This window comes from Streptomyces finlayi, from assembly GCF_014216315.1.
Classification (GTDB): Bacteria; Actinomycetota; Actinomycetes; order Streptomycetales; family Streptomycetaceae; genus Streptomyces; species Streptomyces finlayi_A.
Genome location: NZ_CP045702.1, coordinates 3,650,270 through 3,667,857, shown reverse-complemented (window position 1 = coordinate 3,667,857; position 17,588 = coordinate 3,650,270). Strand labels below are relative to the sequence as shown.

15 protein-coding genes are annotated in these 17,588 nt (G+C 71.2%); 7 read left to right on the top strand and 8 right to left on the bottom strand.

What is annotated here, in order from left to right; all coding sequences use genetic code 11:
• Positions 1–30: 30 nt before the first annotated feature.
• The 6 genes from F0344_RS16950 to F0344_RS16925 all read left to right on the top strand — a co-directional run bounded on the left by F0344_RS16950 (position 31) and on the right by F0344_RS16925 (position 8,713).
• A complete protein-coding gene (locus F0344_RS16950; protein ID WP_185299587.1) occupies positions 31–774 on the top strand; it encodes a response regulator transcription factor in 744 nt (247 codons plus the stop codon).
• 4 nt (positions 775–778) lie between these two features.
• A complete protein-coding gene (locus F0344_RS16945; RefSeq protein ID WP_185302729.1) occupies positions 779–2,323 on the top strand; it encodes a HAMP domain-containing sensor histidine kinase in 1,545 nt (514 codons plus the stop codon).
• Between the two features lie 240 nt (positions 2,324–2,563).
• Positions 2,564–3,844: a bifunctional glycosyltransferase family 2/GtrA family protein gene (locus tag F0344_RS16940; RefSeq protein ID WP_185299586.1), complete on the top strand. Its 1,281-nt coding sequence runs from the start codon at positions 2,564–2,566 to the stop codon at positions 3,842–3,844.
• A complete protein-coding gene (locus tag F0344_RS16935) occupies positions 3,841–6,018 on the top strand; it encodes an ArnT family glycosyltransferase (protein ID WP_185299585.1) in 2,178 nt (725 codons plus the stop codon). Before F0344_RS16940 ends, F0344_RS16935 begins: the two co-directional genes overlap by 4 nt.
• Positions 6,019–6,148: 130 nt before the next feature.
• Complete coding sequence (locus tag F0344_RS16930; RefSeq protein ID WP_185299584.1) at positions 6,149–7,702, top strand: MFS transporter; 1,554 nt, start codon at positions 6,149–6,151, stop codon at positions 7,700–7,702.
• 234 nt (positions 7,703–7,936) lie between these two features.
• Positions 7,937–8,713 carry a TetR/AcrR family transcriptional regulator gene (locus tag F0344_RS16925; protein ID WP_185299583.1) on the top strand — a complete coding sequence of 259 codons (777 nt, stop codon included), beginning with the start codon at positions 7,937–7,939 and terminating at the stop codon, positions 8,711–8,713.
• Here F0344_RS16925 and F0344_RS16920 read toward each other — a convergent pair.
• From F0344_RS16920 to F0344_RS16900, 5 genes are all read right to left on the bottom strand, one after another.
• A complete protein-coding gene (locus tag F0344_RS16920; protein WP_185299582.1) occupies positions 8,707–9,657 on the bottom strand; it encodes an NAD(P)-dependent oxidoreductase in 951 nt (316 codons plus the stop codon). The genes F0344_RS16925 and F0344_RS16920 overlap by 7 nt on opposite strands.
• Before the next feature lie 8 nt (positions 9,658–9,665).
• Positions 9,666–10,136: a PPOX class F420-dependent oxidoreductase gene (locus tag F0344_RS16915; protein ID WP_185299581.1), complete on the bottom strand. Its 471-nt coding sequence runs from the start codon at positions 10,134–10,136 to the stop codon at positions 9,666–9,668.
• 29 nt (positions 10,137–10,165) lie between these two features.
• Positions 10,166–10,981 (bottom strand): YceI family protein, encoded by an 816-nt coding sequence (locus tag F0344_RS16910; protein ID WP_185299580.1) that lies wholly within the window; start codon positions 10,979–10,981, stop codon positions 10,166–10,168.
• A gap of 165 nt (positions 10,982–11,146) precedes the next feature.
• Positions 11,147–13,606 (bottom strand): MFS transporter, encoded by a 2,460-nt coding sequence (locus tag F0344_RS16905; RefSeq protein WP_185299579.1) that lies wholly within the window; start codon positions 13,604–13,606, stop codon positions 11,147–11,149.
• A gap of 23 nt (positions 13,607–13,629) precedes the next feature.
• Positions 13,630–14,142, bottom strand: a complete 513-nt coding sequence (locus F0344_RS16900) for a MarR family winged helix-turn-helix transcriptional regulator (RefSeq protein WP_185299578.1) — start codon at positions 14,140–14,142, stop codon at positions 13,630–13,632.
• Between the two features lie 277 nt (positions 14,143–14,419).
• Between F0344_RS16900 and F0344_RS16895 the strand changes: the two genes are divergently transcribed.
• Complete coding sequence (locus tag F0344_RS16895) at positions 14,420–14,635, top strand: hypothetical protein (RefSeq protein ID WP_185299577.1); 216 nt, start codon at positions 14,420–14,422, stop codon at positions 14,633–14,635.
• 26 nt (positions 14,636–14,661) lie between these two features.
• Here F0344_RS16895 and F0344_RS16890 read toward each other — a convergent pair whose 3' ends face one another.
• From F0344_RS16890 to F0344_RS16880, 3 genes are all read right to left on the bottom strand, one after another.
• Positions 14,662–15,519: a hypothetical protein gene (locus F0344_RS16890; RefSeq protein WP_185299576.1), complete on the bottom strand. Its 858-nt coding sequence runs from the start codon at positions 15,517–15,519 to the stop codon at positions 14,662–14,664.
• A 57-nt stretch (positions 15,520–15,576) separates the two neighbouring features.
• Positions 15,577–16,443, bottom strand: a complete 867-nt coding sequence (locus F0344_RS16885; protein WP_185299575.1) for an RNA polymerase sigma factor SigF — start codon at positions 16,441–16,443, stop codon at positions 15,577–15,579.
• Between the two features lie 234 nt (positions 16,444–16,677).
• Positions 16,678–17,535 (bottom strand): RNA polymerase sigma factor SigF, encoded by an 858-nt coding sequence (locus F0344_RS16880; RefSeq protein WP_185299574.1) that lies wholly within the window; start codon positions 17,533–17,535, stop codon positions 16,678–16,680.
• Positions 17,536–17,588: the final 53 nt, after the last annotated feature.

The window sequence follows — 17,588 nt, the reverse complement described above, 5'->3', positions numbered from 1 at the left end:
CTCTCACGGGCGTCTCCCAGGGTGGGTTCCATGACGACGACGACCTCGCCTCAGGGGCGGACCGAACTGCTCAGGCCGGACCGCGGTCCGGTCCGCGTACTCGTGGTGGACGACGAGGCTCCGCTCGCCGAGCTGCTCTCCATGGCTCTGCGGTACGAGGGCTGGGACGTGCGCAGTGCCGGGAACGGGGCGGGGGCCGTGCGAGCGGCGCGTGACTTCCGGCCCGACGCGGTCGTGCTCGACGTGATGCTGCCCGACATGGACGGGCTCGCCGTTCTCGGCAGGATGCGCCGGGAGCTCTCGGACGTGCCGGTGCTGTTCCTGACGGCTCGCGACTCGGTGGAGGACCGTATCGCCGGGCTCACCGCGGGGGGCGACGACTACGTCACCAAGCCGTTCAGCCTGGAAGAGGTCGTGGCGCGGCTGCGCGGACTGATCCGCCGGTCCGGTACGGCTGCCGCGGCGCGGAGCGACTCCACACTCGTCGTCGGTGACCTGGTGCTCAACGAGGACAGCCACGAGGTGAGCCGGGGCGAGCAGTCGGTCCATCTCACCGCGACCGAGTTCGAGCTGCTCCGCTTCCTGATGCGCAATCCACGCCGGGTGCTGAGCAAGGCCCAGATCCTCGACCGGGTGTGGAACTACGACTTCGGCGGCCAGGCCAATGTCGTCGAGCTCTACATCTCCTACCTCCGCAAGAAGATCGACGCGGGGCGCTCCCCGATGATCCACACGCGTCGCGGGGCCGGGTATCTGATCAAGCCCGGTGAGTAGGCGGATGCGCCCGGCGGGCCGGCCGGGGCGGCCGTGGACGCTGCGGACCCGGCTCGTCGTGTCGGCCGTCTCGCTCATCGCCGTCGTGGCGGCGGTCATCGGCACGGTGACGGCCATCGCGTTCCAGAGCTATATGTACGGCAAGCTGGACGATCAGCTGCACTCCATCGCCGAACGGGCCGAACGGGCCGAACGGCCGCCCGGTGCTCCGCTCCCGGTGGAGATCCAGGACGCCGGCCCGCTCGTCTTCGTCGGGATGGGCGGCCAGCCCCTCGGCACGATCGGCGCGGTGGTCGCCGACGGTTCCGTCACCGAGTCGAAGGTGGTCGTCGAGGACACGGGGAAGCGCACCCAGGTGAGCACGAGGGCACTGACCGGTGCCGAATCACGGGCGCTCGCGGCGGCCGGCGCCGAGACGGGTCCCGGGGCGCACGGCGTCGGTCTGCCGGGCCTCGGCAGCTACCGCGTGGAGGCCGTCGGTACGTCCGACGGGACCACGGTCCTCGTCGCCATCTCCGCCGACGAGGTGCGCAGCGACCTCACCGCCCTGATCCTCGTCGAGGTCTGCGTCACCGCGGCCGGACTCGTCGCCGCCGGGATCGCGGGGGCCGCCATGGTCGGTGTCGCCCTGCGCCCGCTGCACCGGGTCGCCGCCACCGCGACCCGGGTGTCCGAACTCCCCCTGCACAGTGGTGAGGTGGACCTCGCCGAACGCGTACCGGTCGCCGAGGCCGATCCCCGCACCGAGGTCGGACAGGTCGGTGCGGCGCTCAACCGGATGCTGGGGCACGTCGGTTCGGCGCTGGAGGCGCGTCAGGAGAGCGAGACGCGGGTACGGCAGTTCGTCGCCGACGCCAGCCACGAACTGCGCACCCCGCTGGCTTCGATACGCGGCTACGCCGAACTGACCCGGCGCGGGCGCGAGGACACCGGCCCCGACACCCGGCACGCTCTCGGCCGCATCGAGTCGGAGGCACAGCGGATGACCGGGATGGTCGAGGATCTGCTGCTCCTGGCCCGGCTGGACGCCGGCCGGCCGCTCTCGTACGAGAGCACTGATCTGTCACCGCTCGTCGTGGACGCGGTGAGCGACGCGCGGGCGGCCGGGCGGTCCGGGGACGGGGCGTGGGGCGAGGAGCACCGCTGGCGGCTGGAGCTGCCGGACGTTCCCGCCTCCGTACGCGCCGATCCCACCCGGCTTCATCAGGTCCTGGTCAACCTCCTGGCCAACGCCCTTACCCACACCCCGCCCGGGACGACGGTCACGGCGCGCGTCCGTGCGGCGGGCGCGGACCGCCCCTGGGTGACGCTGGAAGTGCATGACGACGGGCCTGGGATCGCGGCCGACCTGTTGCCGCACGTCTTCGAACGGTTCGCGCGGGGCGATGCCTCGCGCTCGCGCAACGCGGGTTCCACAGGTCTGGGGCTCGCCATCGTGCAGGCCGTCGTCGCCGCGCACGACGGGCGGGTGGAGGTGCGGTCGGTGCCGGGGAACACCATCTTCTCGGTGCGGATTCCGGCCGGTCCGGTGTACGCGGGGAAGCAGTAGTCGGAGAGGTCCCGGGCCGGAGCAGCGGTCGCCGCTCGCCGTGACTGCGGCTCACGGCGAGTGCGGCGCACCGTGACCGCGGTTCACGGTGATCGCGGTTCATGGCGATCGCGACTCGCAGCTGTCCCGGCCCGGAACGGTCGCAGGCCACAACGGTCCACGCCACAACGGTCCAGGCTCACAGCACCGGCACAGGCTCAGCACACCGGTGTGACAGCGGGGTCGGCGAGCGTCGGGGACATGAGAACCGACACCCCTTGGAGCACCTTGCCGGCCCGGGAACATCTCCTGGCCGGAGCGGTCGACGCGGCCGGTGCACCCGTACTCGATGTCGTGGTCCCCGTCTTCAACGAGGAGAAGGACCTCGAAACCTGTGTCCTCAGGCTGCACGAACACCTGGAGCGGACCTTCCCGTATCCGTTCCGCATCACCGTCGCGGACAACGCGAGCACCGACCGCACCCCCCAGGTGGCGGCCCGGCTCGCGGCCACCCTCCCCGAGGTGTGCTCCTACCGGCTGGAGGAGAAGGGCCGGGGCCGGGCCCTGCGTACGGTCTGGTCCGACTCGGACGCGCCGGTCCTCGCCTATATGGACGTCGATCTCTCGACCGACCTCAACGCGCTCCTGCCGCTTGTCGCGCCCCTGATCTCCGGACACTCCGACCTCGCCATCGGCTCCCGGCTCGCGCGCAGTTCGCGGGTGGTGCGCGGATCGAAGCGGGAGTTCATCTCGCGGGCCTACAACCTCATCCTGCGTTCCTCCCTGGCCGCCCGTTTCAGCGATGCGCAGTGCGGATTCAAGGCGATACGGGGTGAGGTCGCGCAGCGGCTGCTGCCGATGGTCGAGGACATCGGCTGGTTCTTCGACACCGAGATGCTGGTGCTCGCCGAGCGTGCCGGGCTGCGTATCCACGAGGTGCCGGTCGACTGGGTCGACGACCCCGACTCCACCGTCCACATCGTGCGGACGGCGGCCGACGACCTCAAGGGTGTGTGGCGGGTGGGGCGGGCGCTGGCCGTCGGTGCCCTGCCACTGGACCGGCTGGCCCGGCCCTTCGGGGACGATCCGCGCGACCGCGCGCTGCCCGGCGTGCCGGGCGGCCTGGCCCGCCAACTGGTCGGGTTCTGCGTCGTGGGCGCCCTTTCCACGCTCGTCCATCTCGCCCTGTACTCACTCCTCCGGATGGGCTTCGGCGCGCAGCTCGCCAACGGCGGAGCGCTGCTGGTGTCGGCCGTCGCCAATACGGCAGCCAACCGGAGGCTCACCTTCCGAGTGCGGGGGCGGGGCAGCGCCCTACGTCACCAGGCGCAGGGGCTCGTCGTCTTCGCCATCGGCCTGGCACTGACCAGCGGCTCGCTCGCCGCACTCGGAGCGACGTCCGGATCGCCCTCGCACGGCACGGAACTCGCCGTCCTGGTCACGGCCAACCTCGCGGCGACGGTGCTGCGGTTTCTGCTCTTCCGCGCCTGGGTCTTCCCCGACCGGAGTGGCTCCGAACACGAACTGAGGAACGTCCGATGACCACCTTCCCCGACCACGTGCCCGCCCACCCGGCCGACCACCCGCCCGGTCAGCCACCGGGCGATTCCGCGGGACACGGGCGCCCCCGGGAGCCGTTCCTCCGCCGCACCCTGCGGGGCGCTGTACGCGGCAGGGAGGAGGACCCGCGCTGGGTGCGGCCGGCCGTGCTCGGCATGCTGCTCCTCGTGGGCCTGGCCTACCTGTGGAACCTGAGTGCGTCCGGGTACGCCAACTCCTTCTACTCGGCGGCCGTGCAGGCGGGCAGCCAGAGCTGGAAGGCGTTCTTCTTCGGCTCGCTGGACTCCGCCAACGCCATCACCGTCGACAAGCCGCCCGCCACGCTCTGGCCGATGGCGCTCTCGGTACGGATCTTCGGTCTCAACGGGTGGGCGGTACTCGTCCCCCAGGTGCTGATGGGCGTGGCCACGGCAGGGGTGCTCCATGCCGCCGTACGCCGCCGCTTCAGCGCGCCCGCCGGGCTGATCACGATGGCGGTGTTCGCGCTCACGCCCGTCGCCGCGCTGATGTTCCGTTTCAACAACCCGGACGCGCTCCTCGCCCTCCTGATGACCGTCACCGTCCACTGCGTGCTCCGCGCGCTGGAGAACGGGCGGACGAAGTGGCTGGTCTGGGCGGGTGCCGCCATCGGGCTCGCGTTCCTGACGAAGACCCTTCAGGCGTTCCTGATCCTGCCACCGCTCGCCCTGCTGTACGCGGTGTGCGCTCCGGTCTCCGTACGCAAACGGCTCGGCCAACTCGCCCTGGCCGCAGGCGTCATGGTCGTCGCGAGCGGCTGGTGGGTGGCGATCGTCGAGTTGTGGCCCGCTTCCTCGCGGCCGTACATCGGCGGTTCGCAGAACAACTCCTTCCTTGAACTGACCTTCGGCTACAACGGACTCGGCCGTCTCAACGGCGAGGAGACCGGCAGCGTCGGCGGCGGGGACGGCGGCGGTCAGGGCGGTGGCTGGGGCGGTGGCTGGGGTGAGACCGGCATCGGCCGGATGTTCACCTCCGACATCGGCGGCCAGATCTCCTGGCTGCTGCCCGCCGCGCTGATCCTGCTGGTCGCGGGCGTGTGGCTCACCCGCAGGACGAAGCGGACCGATACCGCGCGTGCGGCGTTCCTCGCCTGGGGCGGCGCGCTGCTGATGACCGGGCTGGTCTTCAGCTACATGGAGGGCATCTTCCACCAGTACTACACGGTGGCCCTGTCCCCCTACATCGCGGCGCTCGTGGGCATGGGCGTCACGGTGCTGTGGTCGGAGCGCGCCCTGTGGTGGGCGCGGGCGGTCCTCGCCGGCACGCTCGCCGTCACGGTGTCCTGGGCGTACGTCCTCCTGGGGCGCACGCCGGACTATCTGCCGTGGCTGCGCTGGACCGTCCTGGCGGCCGGGCTGGTCGGTGCGGTGGGCCTGCTGCTCGCCGCCCGGTCAACCCGCCGGGTCGCGCTCGCGGTCGTGGGTCTCGGCTTCGCCGCGTCGCTCGCGGGACCGACGGCGTACACGATCAGCACGCTCGGTACCGGGCACCAGGGTTCGATCGTCACGGCGGGTCCGACGGGCAGCAGCATGATGGCGGGCGGTGGCCGGGGCGGTTTCGGTGGCGGCGAGGCCCCGGGCGGTGGTGGCGGAATGGGCCGGCCGCCGGGCGACGGCCAGCCGGGCCAGGCACAGCCCGGCCAGGGCCAGGCGCTGCCCCAGCGCGCCATGCCCGGTGGCATGGCGCCCGGTGGCATGGCGCCGGGCATGGCGCCCGGTGGCGCCGCGGCCGAAGGCGGCAGGGGCGGCAGGGGCGGCATGGGCGGACTGATCAACGGCGCGTCCGTCGGCGCCGAGGCCAAGAAGCTCCTCGAAACGAACGCCGGGGACTACACCTGGGCCGCCGCGGCCATCGGCTCGCAGAACGCCGCGAGTTACCAGCTCGCCACCGGGGAGCCCGTGATGGCCATCGGCGGCTTCAACGGCAGCGATCCCTCCCCCACGCTCGACCGGTTCAAGAGCTACGTCGAGGACGGGAAGATCCACTACTTCGTCTCGGGCGGTACGGGAGGCGGTGGCGGCAACAGGGGCATCTCCTCGCAGATCTCCTCGTGGGTGGAGGACTCCTTCAGAAAGGTCACGGTCGGCGGCGCGACCTTCTACGACCTGACCCAGCCGGCGGACGGAGCCGAGTAGCCGGGGAGGACAGGCTTTCGGCGGTGGTCGCGAAATGGACTTGTACGGCGTACAGGGAGTGCTTTACGGTGTACGACGCCACGCACTCCCATACACCGTACAAGCAGCAATGGAGCTTCAAGGAGCCCGCATGACGGCGACCACCGCCGAGCCGAACGACCTCGCCCCCCAAGGGCACCCGCAGCGCTGGCTGATCCTCGGCGTCATCTGTCTGGCCCAGCTCACCGTGCTGCTCGACAACACCGTCCTCAACGTCGCCATCCCCTCCCTCACCACCGAGCTGGACGCGTCCACCGCCGACGTGCAGTGGATGATCAACGCCTACTCGCTCGTCCAGTCCGGTCTGCTCCTCACGGCAGGCAGCGCAGCCGACCGTTACGGGCGCAAGCGCATGCTGGTCGCCGGGCTCGCACTCTTCGGTATCGGCTCGCTCGCTGCCGGGCTCGCGCAGTCCTCCGGCCAGCTCATCGCCGCCCGTGCGGGGATGGGCGTCGGCGGTGCGCTGCTGATCACCACCACGCTGGCCGTGGTGGTCCAGATCTTCGACGACACCGAGCGCGTCAAGGCGATCGGCCTCTGGTCGACGGTCAACTCGCTGGGCTTCGCCACCGGACCGCTCATCGGCGGGATCATGCTCGACCACTTCTGGTGGGGCGCGATCTTCCTCATCAACATCCCCGTCGCCGTGGTCGGCCTGATCGCGGTCGTGCGTCTCGTGCCGGAGTCCAAGAACCCCCGGGGCGACCGGCCCGACCTGTTCGGCGCGCTGCTCTCCACCGTCGGTATGACCGCCGTCGTGTACGCGATCATCTCCGGGCCCGAACACGGCTGGGACTCCGGCCAGGTCCTGTTCACCGCCTTCACCGGGGTCGCGGTGCTCACCGGGTTCGTCCTGTGGGAGTTCCACGTCCCGTACCCGATGCTGGACATGCACTTCTTCCGGAACCAGAAGTTCATCGGGGCCGTCGCCGGTGCGATTCTGGTCGCCTTCGGGATGGGCGGCTCGCTCTTCCTGCTGACCCAGCACCTGCAGTTCGTGCTCGGGTACGGGCCCCTGGAGGCCGGACTCCGTACGGCTCCGCTCGCACTCACCGTGGTCTTGCTCAACCTCGCGGGGCTCGGCGCCCGCCTCGTACCGAAGCTGGGGACACCCGCCACCATCGCCGCCGGGATGAGTCTGCTGGCCGCCGGGCTCGGTGCCATCGCGGTGCTGGGCAGCGAGGGATACGGCGGCATGCTCCTCGGCCTGGTCGTCATGGGTGCGGGTATCTCGCTCGCGATGCCCGCCATGGCCAACGCGATCATGAGCGCCATTCCGCCGGAGAAGGCGGGAGTGGGCGCCGGGGTCAACGGCACGCTCGCCGAATTCGGCAACGGACTCGGGGTCGCCGTGCTCGGCGCCGTTCTGAACTCGCGCTTCGCCGCCCTCGTACCCGCGGCCGTGGGAGCGGCGTCCCTGCCCGCCGCGCTCGCCGCCGCGGACAGTGCTGGTGAGCGGCAGCGCATCACGGATGCCTTCGCCTCCGGACTGGAGACGAGTCAGCTGGTCGGCGCGGTGGCGGTGCTGGCGGGCGGGCTGCTCGCCGCGGCCCTGCTGAGGCGGGCCGAGCGGATGGAATCAGGGCCCGCGGGCCCTGCCGCGAAGGACCCGGCTGCGGCAGACTCGGCCGGAACAGCGGCATAGCATCGGAGAGGACACGTACCGGATGCCGACCGTCCGGTGCATGCCCCCAGCCCGGTGCCGGAAACCAGTGCCGAACCAGTTGCCGGAAACCAGTGCCGGAACGCAGTGCCGGAACGCAGAGCCGGAACGCAGAGCCGGAACGCAGAGCCGGACCCCGAGCCGGAGTCCCGGTTTCTGAGCCCCGGCCCCCACCGCCCCGGTCCGTCCCGCCCGGCAGAACGAGGAGAGTGCGTCATGGTGTCCGCGGCCGACCGCGTGAAGAACCCCGCGAGGACCAGCGTGTGGCTGGATCGGCGGGCACCCTCGCGTACCCGCAAAGCCGAGTCGCCGGTGGGCCTGGACCGGGAGAGGATCACCGCGGCGACGGTGCGGCTGCTGGACGCGGAGGGCCTCGCCAAGTTCTCCATGCGCCGCCTCGCCGCGGAACTGGACGTCACCGCGATGTCCCTCTACTGGTACGTCGACACCAAGGACGACCTGCTGGAACTGGCGATGGACTCGGTCTTCGCCGAGATCGTGCCGCCCCGCGAGGACGCGGACTGGCGCGACCGGCTGCGCGGTATGGCCCGCAGCTACCGCGAACTGATCGTCCGCCATGTCTGGGTGTCGCCGCTGGCGGGTCACTTCCTCAACATCGGCCCGCACGCCATGCTGTTCTCGTACGCCGTCCAGGACATCATCCGCGCCACCGGGCTGCCGGCCGGGCACCAGACGGGCGCCCTGGCCGCCGCGTTCCACTTCGTCTACGGATTCAGCACCATCGAGGGTCACTTCGTGGAGCGCTGCCGTGAGGCCGGGCTCAGCCAGGACGAGTACTTCCAGCAGGCGATGGGCACCATCAAGGCCCAGCCGCACCTCAAGGAGTTCGTCGACACCTCCTTCGACGTGATGGAGGCGCGCGGCGGCGACACGGTCGACGAGATGCGCGAACGCGACTTCGTCTTCGCACTGGACCTGGTGGTCGCCGGCATCGAGGCGATGTGCGCCAAGGCGGGCGTCCCCGCTCAGTAGCCCCGGTCCACGTCCACGGCGAGCGCCGGCACCCTGCCCGTACGCAGCTCGTCCCAGCACGCCCCGAAGTCGGTGACGACGTCCTCGTCGGCCGTGATTCCGGCGGAGTGCGACGTGATCACCGTGCGAGGGAGCCGCCAGCAGTCGGCGTCGGGCGCCGCGGGTTCCGCGGGCAGCACGTCGAGCACGGCCCGCCGTACGGTCCCGGCGCGCAGGGCCGCACCCAGCGCCTCCAGGTCCACCGTCGCCCCACGCCCCACGTTGACGAAGCTCGCGCCCCGCACGGCCGCGAAGCGGCGGGCACCGAAGTACCCCTCCGTCGCACCGGTCAGCGGCAGCGCGGCGACCACCCAGCGCGCCGCGCCCAGCTCCTCCGTGTCCGCGTCAGCCCCGATCACCCGGTCGAACCCTGGCGGCGGTACGGCCCGCGGACCTCGGGCCACCCCCACCGTCCGGATGCCGCACCCCCGCAGCAGGCCGGCGACCGCCGAACCGATGCGCCCGGTGCCGTGGACGAGGGCGGTCTGCCCGGCGACGAGCTCGGAGGGGATACGCCGCCACTCGGCCCGCGCGTGCTGCGCGGCGAACTCCGGGACCGCCTGGCACTCGGCGAGCACCCAGGCCAGGACGTACTGGGCGATCCGCTCGCCCATGCGTCCGACCGTCCGGGTGAGCAGCGCGTCCGGCGGCCACGGGCCGGAGCCGAGCAGTGCGTCCGTACCGGCGTTGACGCTGTGGAACCAGACCAGCCGCCCGCCGCGCAGCCCGTCAGGCAGCGAGGCGCCCACATAGACGTACGGTCCGTCCGGCACGCTCCCGGCCGCCCGTTCGACCGGTCTCCCGGCGATCCGCCCCAGCTCCCGGAGCACGGGTTCGCCGACTTCGGGCGCGACCAGGAGGCGGGCCCGCGCGAGCAGGCCGGGGGCGGGCGCTACGAGGTGCATCGGCGTGCTCAGCTGCCGGAGGCCAGATGGGCCGGGAAGCCGCCGGTGGCGACCGGTCCCCACCGCTCAGGAGTGATCCTGATGATCGACTTCCCCTGTTTCACCATCGCCGCCCGGTACTCGTCCCAGTCCGGGTGCTCGCCGGAGATGTTCCGGAAGTACTCGACGAGCGGCTCGACCGAATCCGGTGAGTCGATCACCTCGGCCGCCCCGTCGATCTGCACCCAGGGCCCGTTCCAGTCGTCCGACAGGACGATCACGCTCACCCGCTCGTCCCGCTTGGCGTTACGGGTCTTCGCACGCTCCGGATACGTCGAGACGACGATCCGGCCCGCGTCGTCGACACCGCAGGTGAGCGGGGATCCCTGGGGGCGGCCGTCGGACCGGGTGGTCAGCAGGATCGCCCGGTGCCGGGGCCGTACGAACGCCAGCAGCTCGTCGAGTTCCACGGTGGTGTTGGTCGCGATTTGGGGTGCCATGCCTTTGACCCTATGGCGCCCCCGGCCCCCTACGACGGCAGGGACTCGCCCTGCACCGCCTGGATTTCCAGCTCCACGCGGAGTGTCGTACCGATCGCCGAAATGCCCGCGCGCACCACCTGGTTGTAGTTCATGGCGAAGTCGTCGCGGCGCAGTTCGGTGGAGGCGTGGAAGGCCGCACGGACCCCGCCCCACGGGTCGGGTCCGGTGCCGAGGTAGCTGAGGTCGAGGTCCACGGGGCGCTTCACGCCGCGCAGGGTGAGTTCGCCGTGCACCGTCCAGCGGTCGGGGCCCGCCGGGGTCAGTCCGCCGGAGCGGTACGTGATCTCCGGGAAGCGGTCCGTGTCCAGGAAGTCGGGCGACCGCAGGTGCTTGTCCCGCATGGGGTTGCCGGTGTCGATGCCGGCCGCGTCGATGACCGCGTCGACCCGGGACCGTTCGATGTCCGGGGCGATCTCGATCCGCCCGGTGAAGCCGGTGAACCGGCCGTGGACGGTGGAGATCCCCAGGTGCTGCGCGGACGCGCCCACCGAGGAGTGCGCCGGGTCCAGCGACCAGGTACCAGGGGGCGGGAGTTGGGCGCCGCCCTGCCTGGCCATCACGACCGTGCCCGCGTCGATCCGGCCGCCGGCCGTGACGAGCGCGGTGGAGGCCGTGGGGGCGTAACCGACCGCGGTGACGATCACGGTGTAGGCGCCGGCCCGCAGCGGGTCCTCGGCGCGGACCGACCCGTCCTCGTCCGCGGCGGCGCGCAGCATTTGGGCGCCGGTCATGTCGGTGACTGTCACGACCGCGTGCTGGATCGCCCAGCCGTCCCGCGTCCGTACCTGTGCGCGAAGTGCCATCCGTATCTCTCTTCTCGCTCCATGACCCGGGGGGTCAAATGAGTCGGGCCCCGGGGGGCGGGTGCGGCAGGCCGTCCCCTGCCTGCCGTATCCGCCCCCGGGGCCCATTTCCGCCGGCGGGGACAGCCTCTCCGCTCGAAGCGCCTTCCCGCCAGGGGTCTTTGGTTACTCGCCGGGGTGGGCGAGCTCGATGTCGTGGCCTTCGACGCCGTGACCGGCCACGGTCAGGGAGCCGGCCACCGGCGGGTAGCCGGTCGCGATGAGCGAGTACTCGCCCGCGTCCAGGTCGGTGAAGGCGTACGCCCCGTCCTCCCCGGTCCTCGTGGTGGCGACGACGTTGCCGGCCGCGTCGATCAGTGTGACGCGGGCGTCGGACAGCGGGGACCGGGCGGACCCGGCCCGTACGACGCCCTGGACCAGCGCACCGGCGCGGAGCGCCGCCTCGACCCGGGTGACACCCTGGCCGCCGATCTCCACGGGCAGGGCCAGCGGGCGGAACCCGGTGGCGCTCAGGGCGACGGTCACCGCGCCCGGGACCAGCTCACCGAAGGCGAACTCGCCCGCATCGCCGGACCTGCCGGTCGCCAGCACGTCGCCGCGCACATCGGTCACGACGACCATGGCGCCCTGGACGGGAGTCCCGGTCTCCTCGGCCCGCACGGTCCCGGTGAGACCGCTCGTACCGACGAGGAGGATGTCGTACGCCACCGGCTCGTCGCCTACGACCACCGTGGACGCCTGCGGCTGGAAGCCGTCGGCGGAAGCGATCAGGACATACGAACCCGCGCCGGGCGCGTGAAGGACGTAGCCGCCGTCGGCCTGGGCGACGGAGCGCCCGAGCTGCCGGCCCGCCGGTGAGATCAGCGTGACGGCGGCCCGTGCGACCGGTTCGCCCTGCGCGCCGAGGACCACACCGCGTACCGCCGTTCCGGGCACCGCGTCCACCGGCCCTTCGGGGGCGGCGGCCGAGGTGACCCCGGCGACGCCCGCCTGAGCGGTCTCCGTGACAGCTTCCGCCGCGTCGGCGGCGGCCGGGGTGCCGTCCGCGGCGTTCGTCTTCAGCGCGACCTCCTTGATGAAGATCGTCACGATGAAGGCGACGAGCGCGGCCGGAGCGGAGTACAGGAAGACATCGCCGACCCCGTGCCCGTACGCGGCCTCCACGACCGTACGGAACGGGCCGGGCAGCGTGTCCAGGTCGGGGATGCCCCCGCCGCCGGTACCGCCGTGGCCCATGGCCGCGCCTTCGGGACCGAGGTCGGCCAGGCCGTCCTTGACGTAGTGGGTGACACGGTTGGCCATGACGGCGCCGAGCGCCGAGACGCCGATCGCGCCACCGAGCGAACGGAAGAACGTGACGACGGAGCTGGCCGAACCGAGGTCGGCGGGAGCGACCTGGTTCTGCGTGGCGAGCACCAGGTTCTGCATCATCATGCCGATGCCGAGACCCAACACGAACATGTAGACCGCGATCTGCCAGTACGCGGTGTCGTACCGGATGGTCCCCAGCATGCCGAGCCCGGCCGTGACCAGGAAGCCACCGCAGACCAGCCATGCCTTCCAGCGGCCTGTCCTGGTGATGACCTGGCCGGAGACGGTCGACGAGAGGAAGAGTCCCGCGATCATGGGGATCGTCATGACACCGGACATCGTCGGCGACTTGTCGCGCGCCAGCTGGAAGTACTGGCTGAAGAAGACGGTGCCCGCGAACATCGCGATACCTACGAACAGCGAGGCCACGGAGGCCAGCGTGATGGTGCGGTTGCGGAAGAGGCGGAGCGGGATGATCGGCTCGCTCGCCTTCGACTCGACGAGCAGGAAGAGCGCGACGAGCACGACGGTGCCGCCGAGCATCGCGTACGTGGGTCCGGAGACCCAGTCGTACTTGTCGCCCGCGAAGGTCACCCAGAGCAGCAGCAGGGAGACGGCGGCGCTGATGAAGAAGGCGCCCGCCCAGTCGACCTTGACGTCGCGCTTGACGACCGGCAGCTTCAGGGTCTTCTGGAGCACGACGAGCGCGATGACCGCGAACGGCACGCCCACGTAGAAGCACCAGCGCCAGCCCATCCAGCTGGTGTCGGTGATGACGCCGCCGAGCAGCGGGCCGCCGACGGTGGCGACGGCGAAGACCGCGCCGAGGTAGCCGCTGTACCGGCCGCGCTCGCGCGGGGCGATCATCGCGGCCATCACGATCTGCGCGAGGGCGGAGAGACCGCCGACGCCGATTCCCTGCACGACGCGGCAGGCGATCAGCATGCCGCTGCTGGTGGAGAGACCGGCGACGACCGAGCCGGCCATGTAGATGATCAGCGCTATCTGGACCAGCAGCTTCTTGCTGAACAGGTCGGAGAGCTTGCCCCACAGGGGAGTGGTGGCGGTCATGGCCAGCAGCGAGGCCGTCACGACCCAGGTGTAGGCGCTCTGGCCGCCGCCGAGGTCGTTGATGATCTCGGGCAGGGCGTTCGAGACGACGGTCGACGACAGGATCGCGACGAACATGCCGAGCAGCAGCCCGGCCAGCGCCTCCATGATCTGCCGGTGCGTCATCGGCGTGCCGTCGGGGGCTCCGGAGCCCCCGTGCTTGGCGTGGCCGCCCCGCACACCGGTGGGTGTGGTCGTAGCCATTGAGTTCCTTCTCTTTGCATCTGTTACACAGGTGTACGGGTGTGCGCGTCCTCTGAGTGCCGCGTGCGGCAGTCTCCGCTGTGTTTTCCGGGAAGGCACTCACCGGAGCCGCGGCAGGCGAAGCTGTCGCGCAGCCGGGACAGCAGGGCGTTCAGCCGGCCGACGTCTTCGTCGGACCAGTCGATGAGTTTGCGGGCGAACATCTCGGTCGTCCGGCGGCTCAGCTCGTCGAGCTGCTCGCCTCCCGCGGGGGTCAGCCGCAGGATGCGGGACCGCTTGTCGGCGGGGTCGGGTGACCGTTCTATCCAGCCCCGTTCCGCCACGTGGGCGACATGACGGCTGGTCACCGATATGTCCACGGCCAGGAGTTCGGCCAGTCTGCTGATCCGCATCTCGCCGTGCTCCGCGAGGAGCGCCAGCACGGCGGCGGAGCCACCCGGGCACTCGGGGGGAAGGGTCCTGGCGAGGCCGCGCTTGACGGCGCCGACCGCGCTGAGCTGCCGGGCGAGCTCCTGATAGTGACTCCGAGTGGCCACAAGCCCTCCCGGCATCTCGGCTCCAACTAATTGCTTAGGGCAACCATAGAAGCCGATGGTTGCTACAGGCAAACGAAAGAACCCTTGCAGGAGTAAAGGAACGCCAAAGCCTGAGTAGGGTCCGGGTCAAACGCGCGGCGTGTGCCGTCGGCGCTTCGCCGCTGTGACGTGCGACACTCCGTAGCGGTCGGTCGGCCGGTGGTTCACTCGCGCATTTCCTGCCTCCGTGGCACCCGGGGGTTGGGTGGTAACGCCGAGTTCGCTAGGGTCCTGGCCCATGGCACACAACCCCCACGCCCCTCAGCAGGGCCCCGAGGGCACCAACGACCCGGCGGGCAGCACCCAGATGTTCCGCGCATTCGTCGACGAGGGCGAGCCGCAGCGCCGGCAGCAGCCCGCCGCGACCTCGTCCGGACCGAAGGTCGGAGTGATCGCGGCCGTCGTCGCCGTCGTCGTCGTCCTCGGTGCGGTCGCCTGGCTCGCGCTCGGCTGACCGCCCGTCCCCCACGTCCGTGGGGGTCACCTCCAGCTGGCGGCTACGTCCTGGGTCTCGGTCCGCATGCCCAGGGGTACCCGCCAGGACTCCACACAGACGGTGTACGTCTTCTTCCGCACCGCTCCCGCGTCGATGGGCGTGGGGAGCGGCTGCGTGGACTCCACGGTCGCCCAGTCGACCCCGAGCGCGCCGATGATGTGCGTCTCGAAGGTGAGGGTGCCCGAACGGACCGGTGAGCCACCGGTGTTGCGGAACTCCACGGTCACCTTCTCGCACCAGCGCCGGTCCGCGTCCCCGTGCACCGGGTCGCCGACCTGGAGTGCGGCGGGTGCGGGACCACTCGAAGGCGGCGGGGTGCCGCCCGTACCTCCGGAGCCGCCGGTGCTTCCCGGGTCCCCGCCGCCGGCGGTGCCTCCCGCGGCCGGGCTGCCGGACGGGTCTGCGGGCGCTGGGGGATCCGGGCTCGCGGCGTCCGGTGCCGAACCGCCGGAGCCACTCGCCCCGCCGCTGCCCCCGCTGCTGCTGCCGCTGTCGCCGGGGTTCGTGGTGTCGGTACGAGGCCCCTTGGCGTTCTCCAGCGCATCGGGCAGCTCGTCGGCCGGCCCGGATTCCCCCGTGGTCCTGCCGCCCGCGCGGTCTCCGCCCCGGCCGCGCTCCGCGCCGGGAGTGTCCAGCGGGATCAGCGTGACCCTGTCCGAGGGCAGGGCCGCGGCACCCGGCGTCCCGGCCGGGCCCGTGCCCGCCGCGCCGACCGCCACGTACCCCTCGCTGCCCGCGCCCCCGCCGCAGGCGGCCACCGCGCCGCCCAGGCACAGCACAGCCGCCGAGGCGGCGATCACGGTGCCCCGGCGGCCGGTCGGTCCGAACGTCTGACGTCGCATCGCGTCAGTGTGGCTGACGGACCGTCAAATCGGAACCCTCGCGTCGCGGTGCGGGGGTCAGTCGGCGACGAGCCCTTCCCTGAGCTGGGCGAGCGTGCGGGTCAGCAGGCGGGAGACGTGCATCTGCGAGATGCCGACCTCCTCGCCGATCTGCGACTGCGTCATGTTGGCGAAGAAGCGCAGCATGATGATCTGTCGCTCGCGGGGGGCGAGCTTGGCCAGCAGCGGCTTCAGGGACTCGCGGTACTCGACGCCTTCCAAGGCGGTGTCCTCGTACCCCAGGCGGTCCGCCAGCGAGCCCTCGCCGCCGTCGTCCTCGGGCGAGGGGGAGTCCAGGGACGAGGCGGTGTACGCGTTGCCGACGGCCAGGCCGTCGACCACGTCCTCCTCGGAGACCCCGAGCGCCTTGGCCAGCTCCGGCACGGTCGGCGAGCGGTCGAGCTTCTGGGCGAGCTCGTCGCTGACCTTGGTGAGAGCGAGCCGCAGCTCCTGGAGTCGGCGCGGCACGCGCACCGACCACGAGGTGTCGCGGAAGAAGCGTTTGATCTCGCCGACCACGGTGGGCATCGCGAAGGTCGGGAACTCGACGCCCCGTTCGCAGTCGAAGCGGTCGATCGCCTTGATCAGGCCGATGGTGCCGACCTGAACGATGTCTTCCATGGGCTCGTTGCGGCTGCGGAACCGCGCCGCCGCGTAACGGACGAGCGGGAGATTGAGCTCGATGAGCGTGTCCCGCACATAGGCCCGCTCCGGGCTGTCCGTTCCGTCGGGGCCCGGTGCGGGACCCAGTGCGGCGAGCCGCAGGAACAGGGAGCGGGACAGCGTGCGGGTGTCGATGGCTTCCGGCGAGCTGGTGAGCACGGTCGGTGCCGGCACGCTCTTCGTGAGCGTGAGCACCTTCGAGCTGCCCTGTTCTGCGGACATGCCACCCCCTTGAGGTCGCGGACGGTCGCGGTGGCCGCGACCATCGGAGGAACGCAGCCTCCACCTGAATACCGGAGGGGAGACTGCGGCAAACGCGCTTCCAGCAGAATGTCACATGTCGGCAACACGCTGTAGTGACATGTCGACAAGTCAGCGCTATTTCTGTGCAGGAAACAGGGGGTGTGAGGCTTTTGCGCCACCCGAACCGGATGGGGCACGGTCTACCCGATCCGGTTACGCCTCGATCCTGTTTGCGGATCGAAGGCGGGCGAAACTTCTGGCCAGGAGCCTTGACACATGCATCTGGGACACGCCCAGTTCCGCGCTGATCTGTGACTGCGTCAGATTTCTGTAGTAGCGCAGCAGCAGGATGCGCTGCTCGCGTTCGGGCAGCTGGACGAGCAGATGCCGTACGAGATCCCGGTGTTCGACCCCCGCGAGGGCCGGGTCCTCGTAGCCGAGCCGGTCCAGGAGTCCTGGCGGCCCGTCACCTTCCTGTGCGGCCTCCAGTGAGGTCGCGTGGTACGAGCGGCCCGCCTCGATGCAGGCGAGTACATCCTCCTCGGGGATCTTGAGCCGCTCGGCGATCTCTCTCGTGGTGGGGGAGCGGCCGTGGGCGGTCGTCAGGTCCTCGGTGGCGCCGGTGACCTGGACCCAGAGCTCGTGGAGCCGCCTCGGTACGTGGACGGTCCGTACGTTGTCCCGGAAGTACCGCTTGATCTCGCCGACCACGGTCGGCATCGCGAAGGTCGGGAACTGGACGCCGCGTTCGGGGTCGAAGCGGTCGATCGCGTTGATCAGGCCGATGGTGCCGACCTGGACGACGTCCTCCATCGGCTCGTTGCGGCTGCGGAAGCGGGCCGCCGCGTACCGGACGAGCGGCAGGTTCGCCTCGATCAGGGCCGCCCGGACCCTGCCGTGTTCGGGAGTGCCCGGCTCCAGCCCCTTGAGCCGGCCGAACAGCACGTGCGTCAGCGCCCTGGTGTCCGCGCCCCGGGTCCTGGCGGGCGTGGTGGGATCGGGCGTCTCGGTCTGGATGTCGTCGGTCTGGACGTTCTGGGGAGGCACTTGAGGCGCTGTACTGGCCGGCACGGTGACGCCACCCCTTTGCGGTCAACTGCGGTCAACTCATCCGTCAAAAGCGG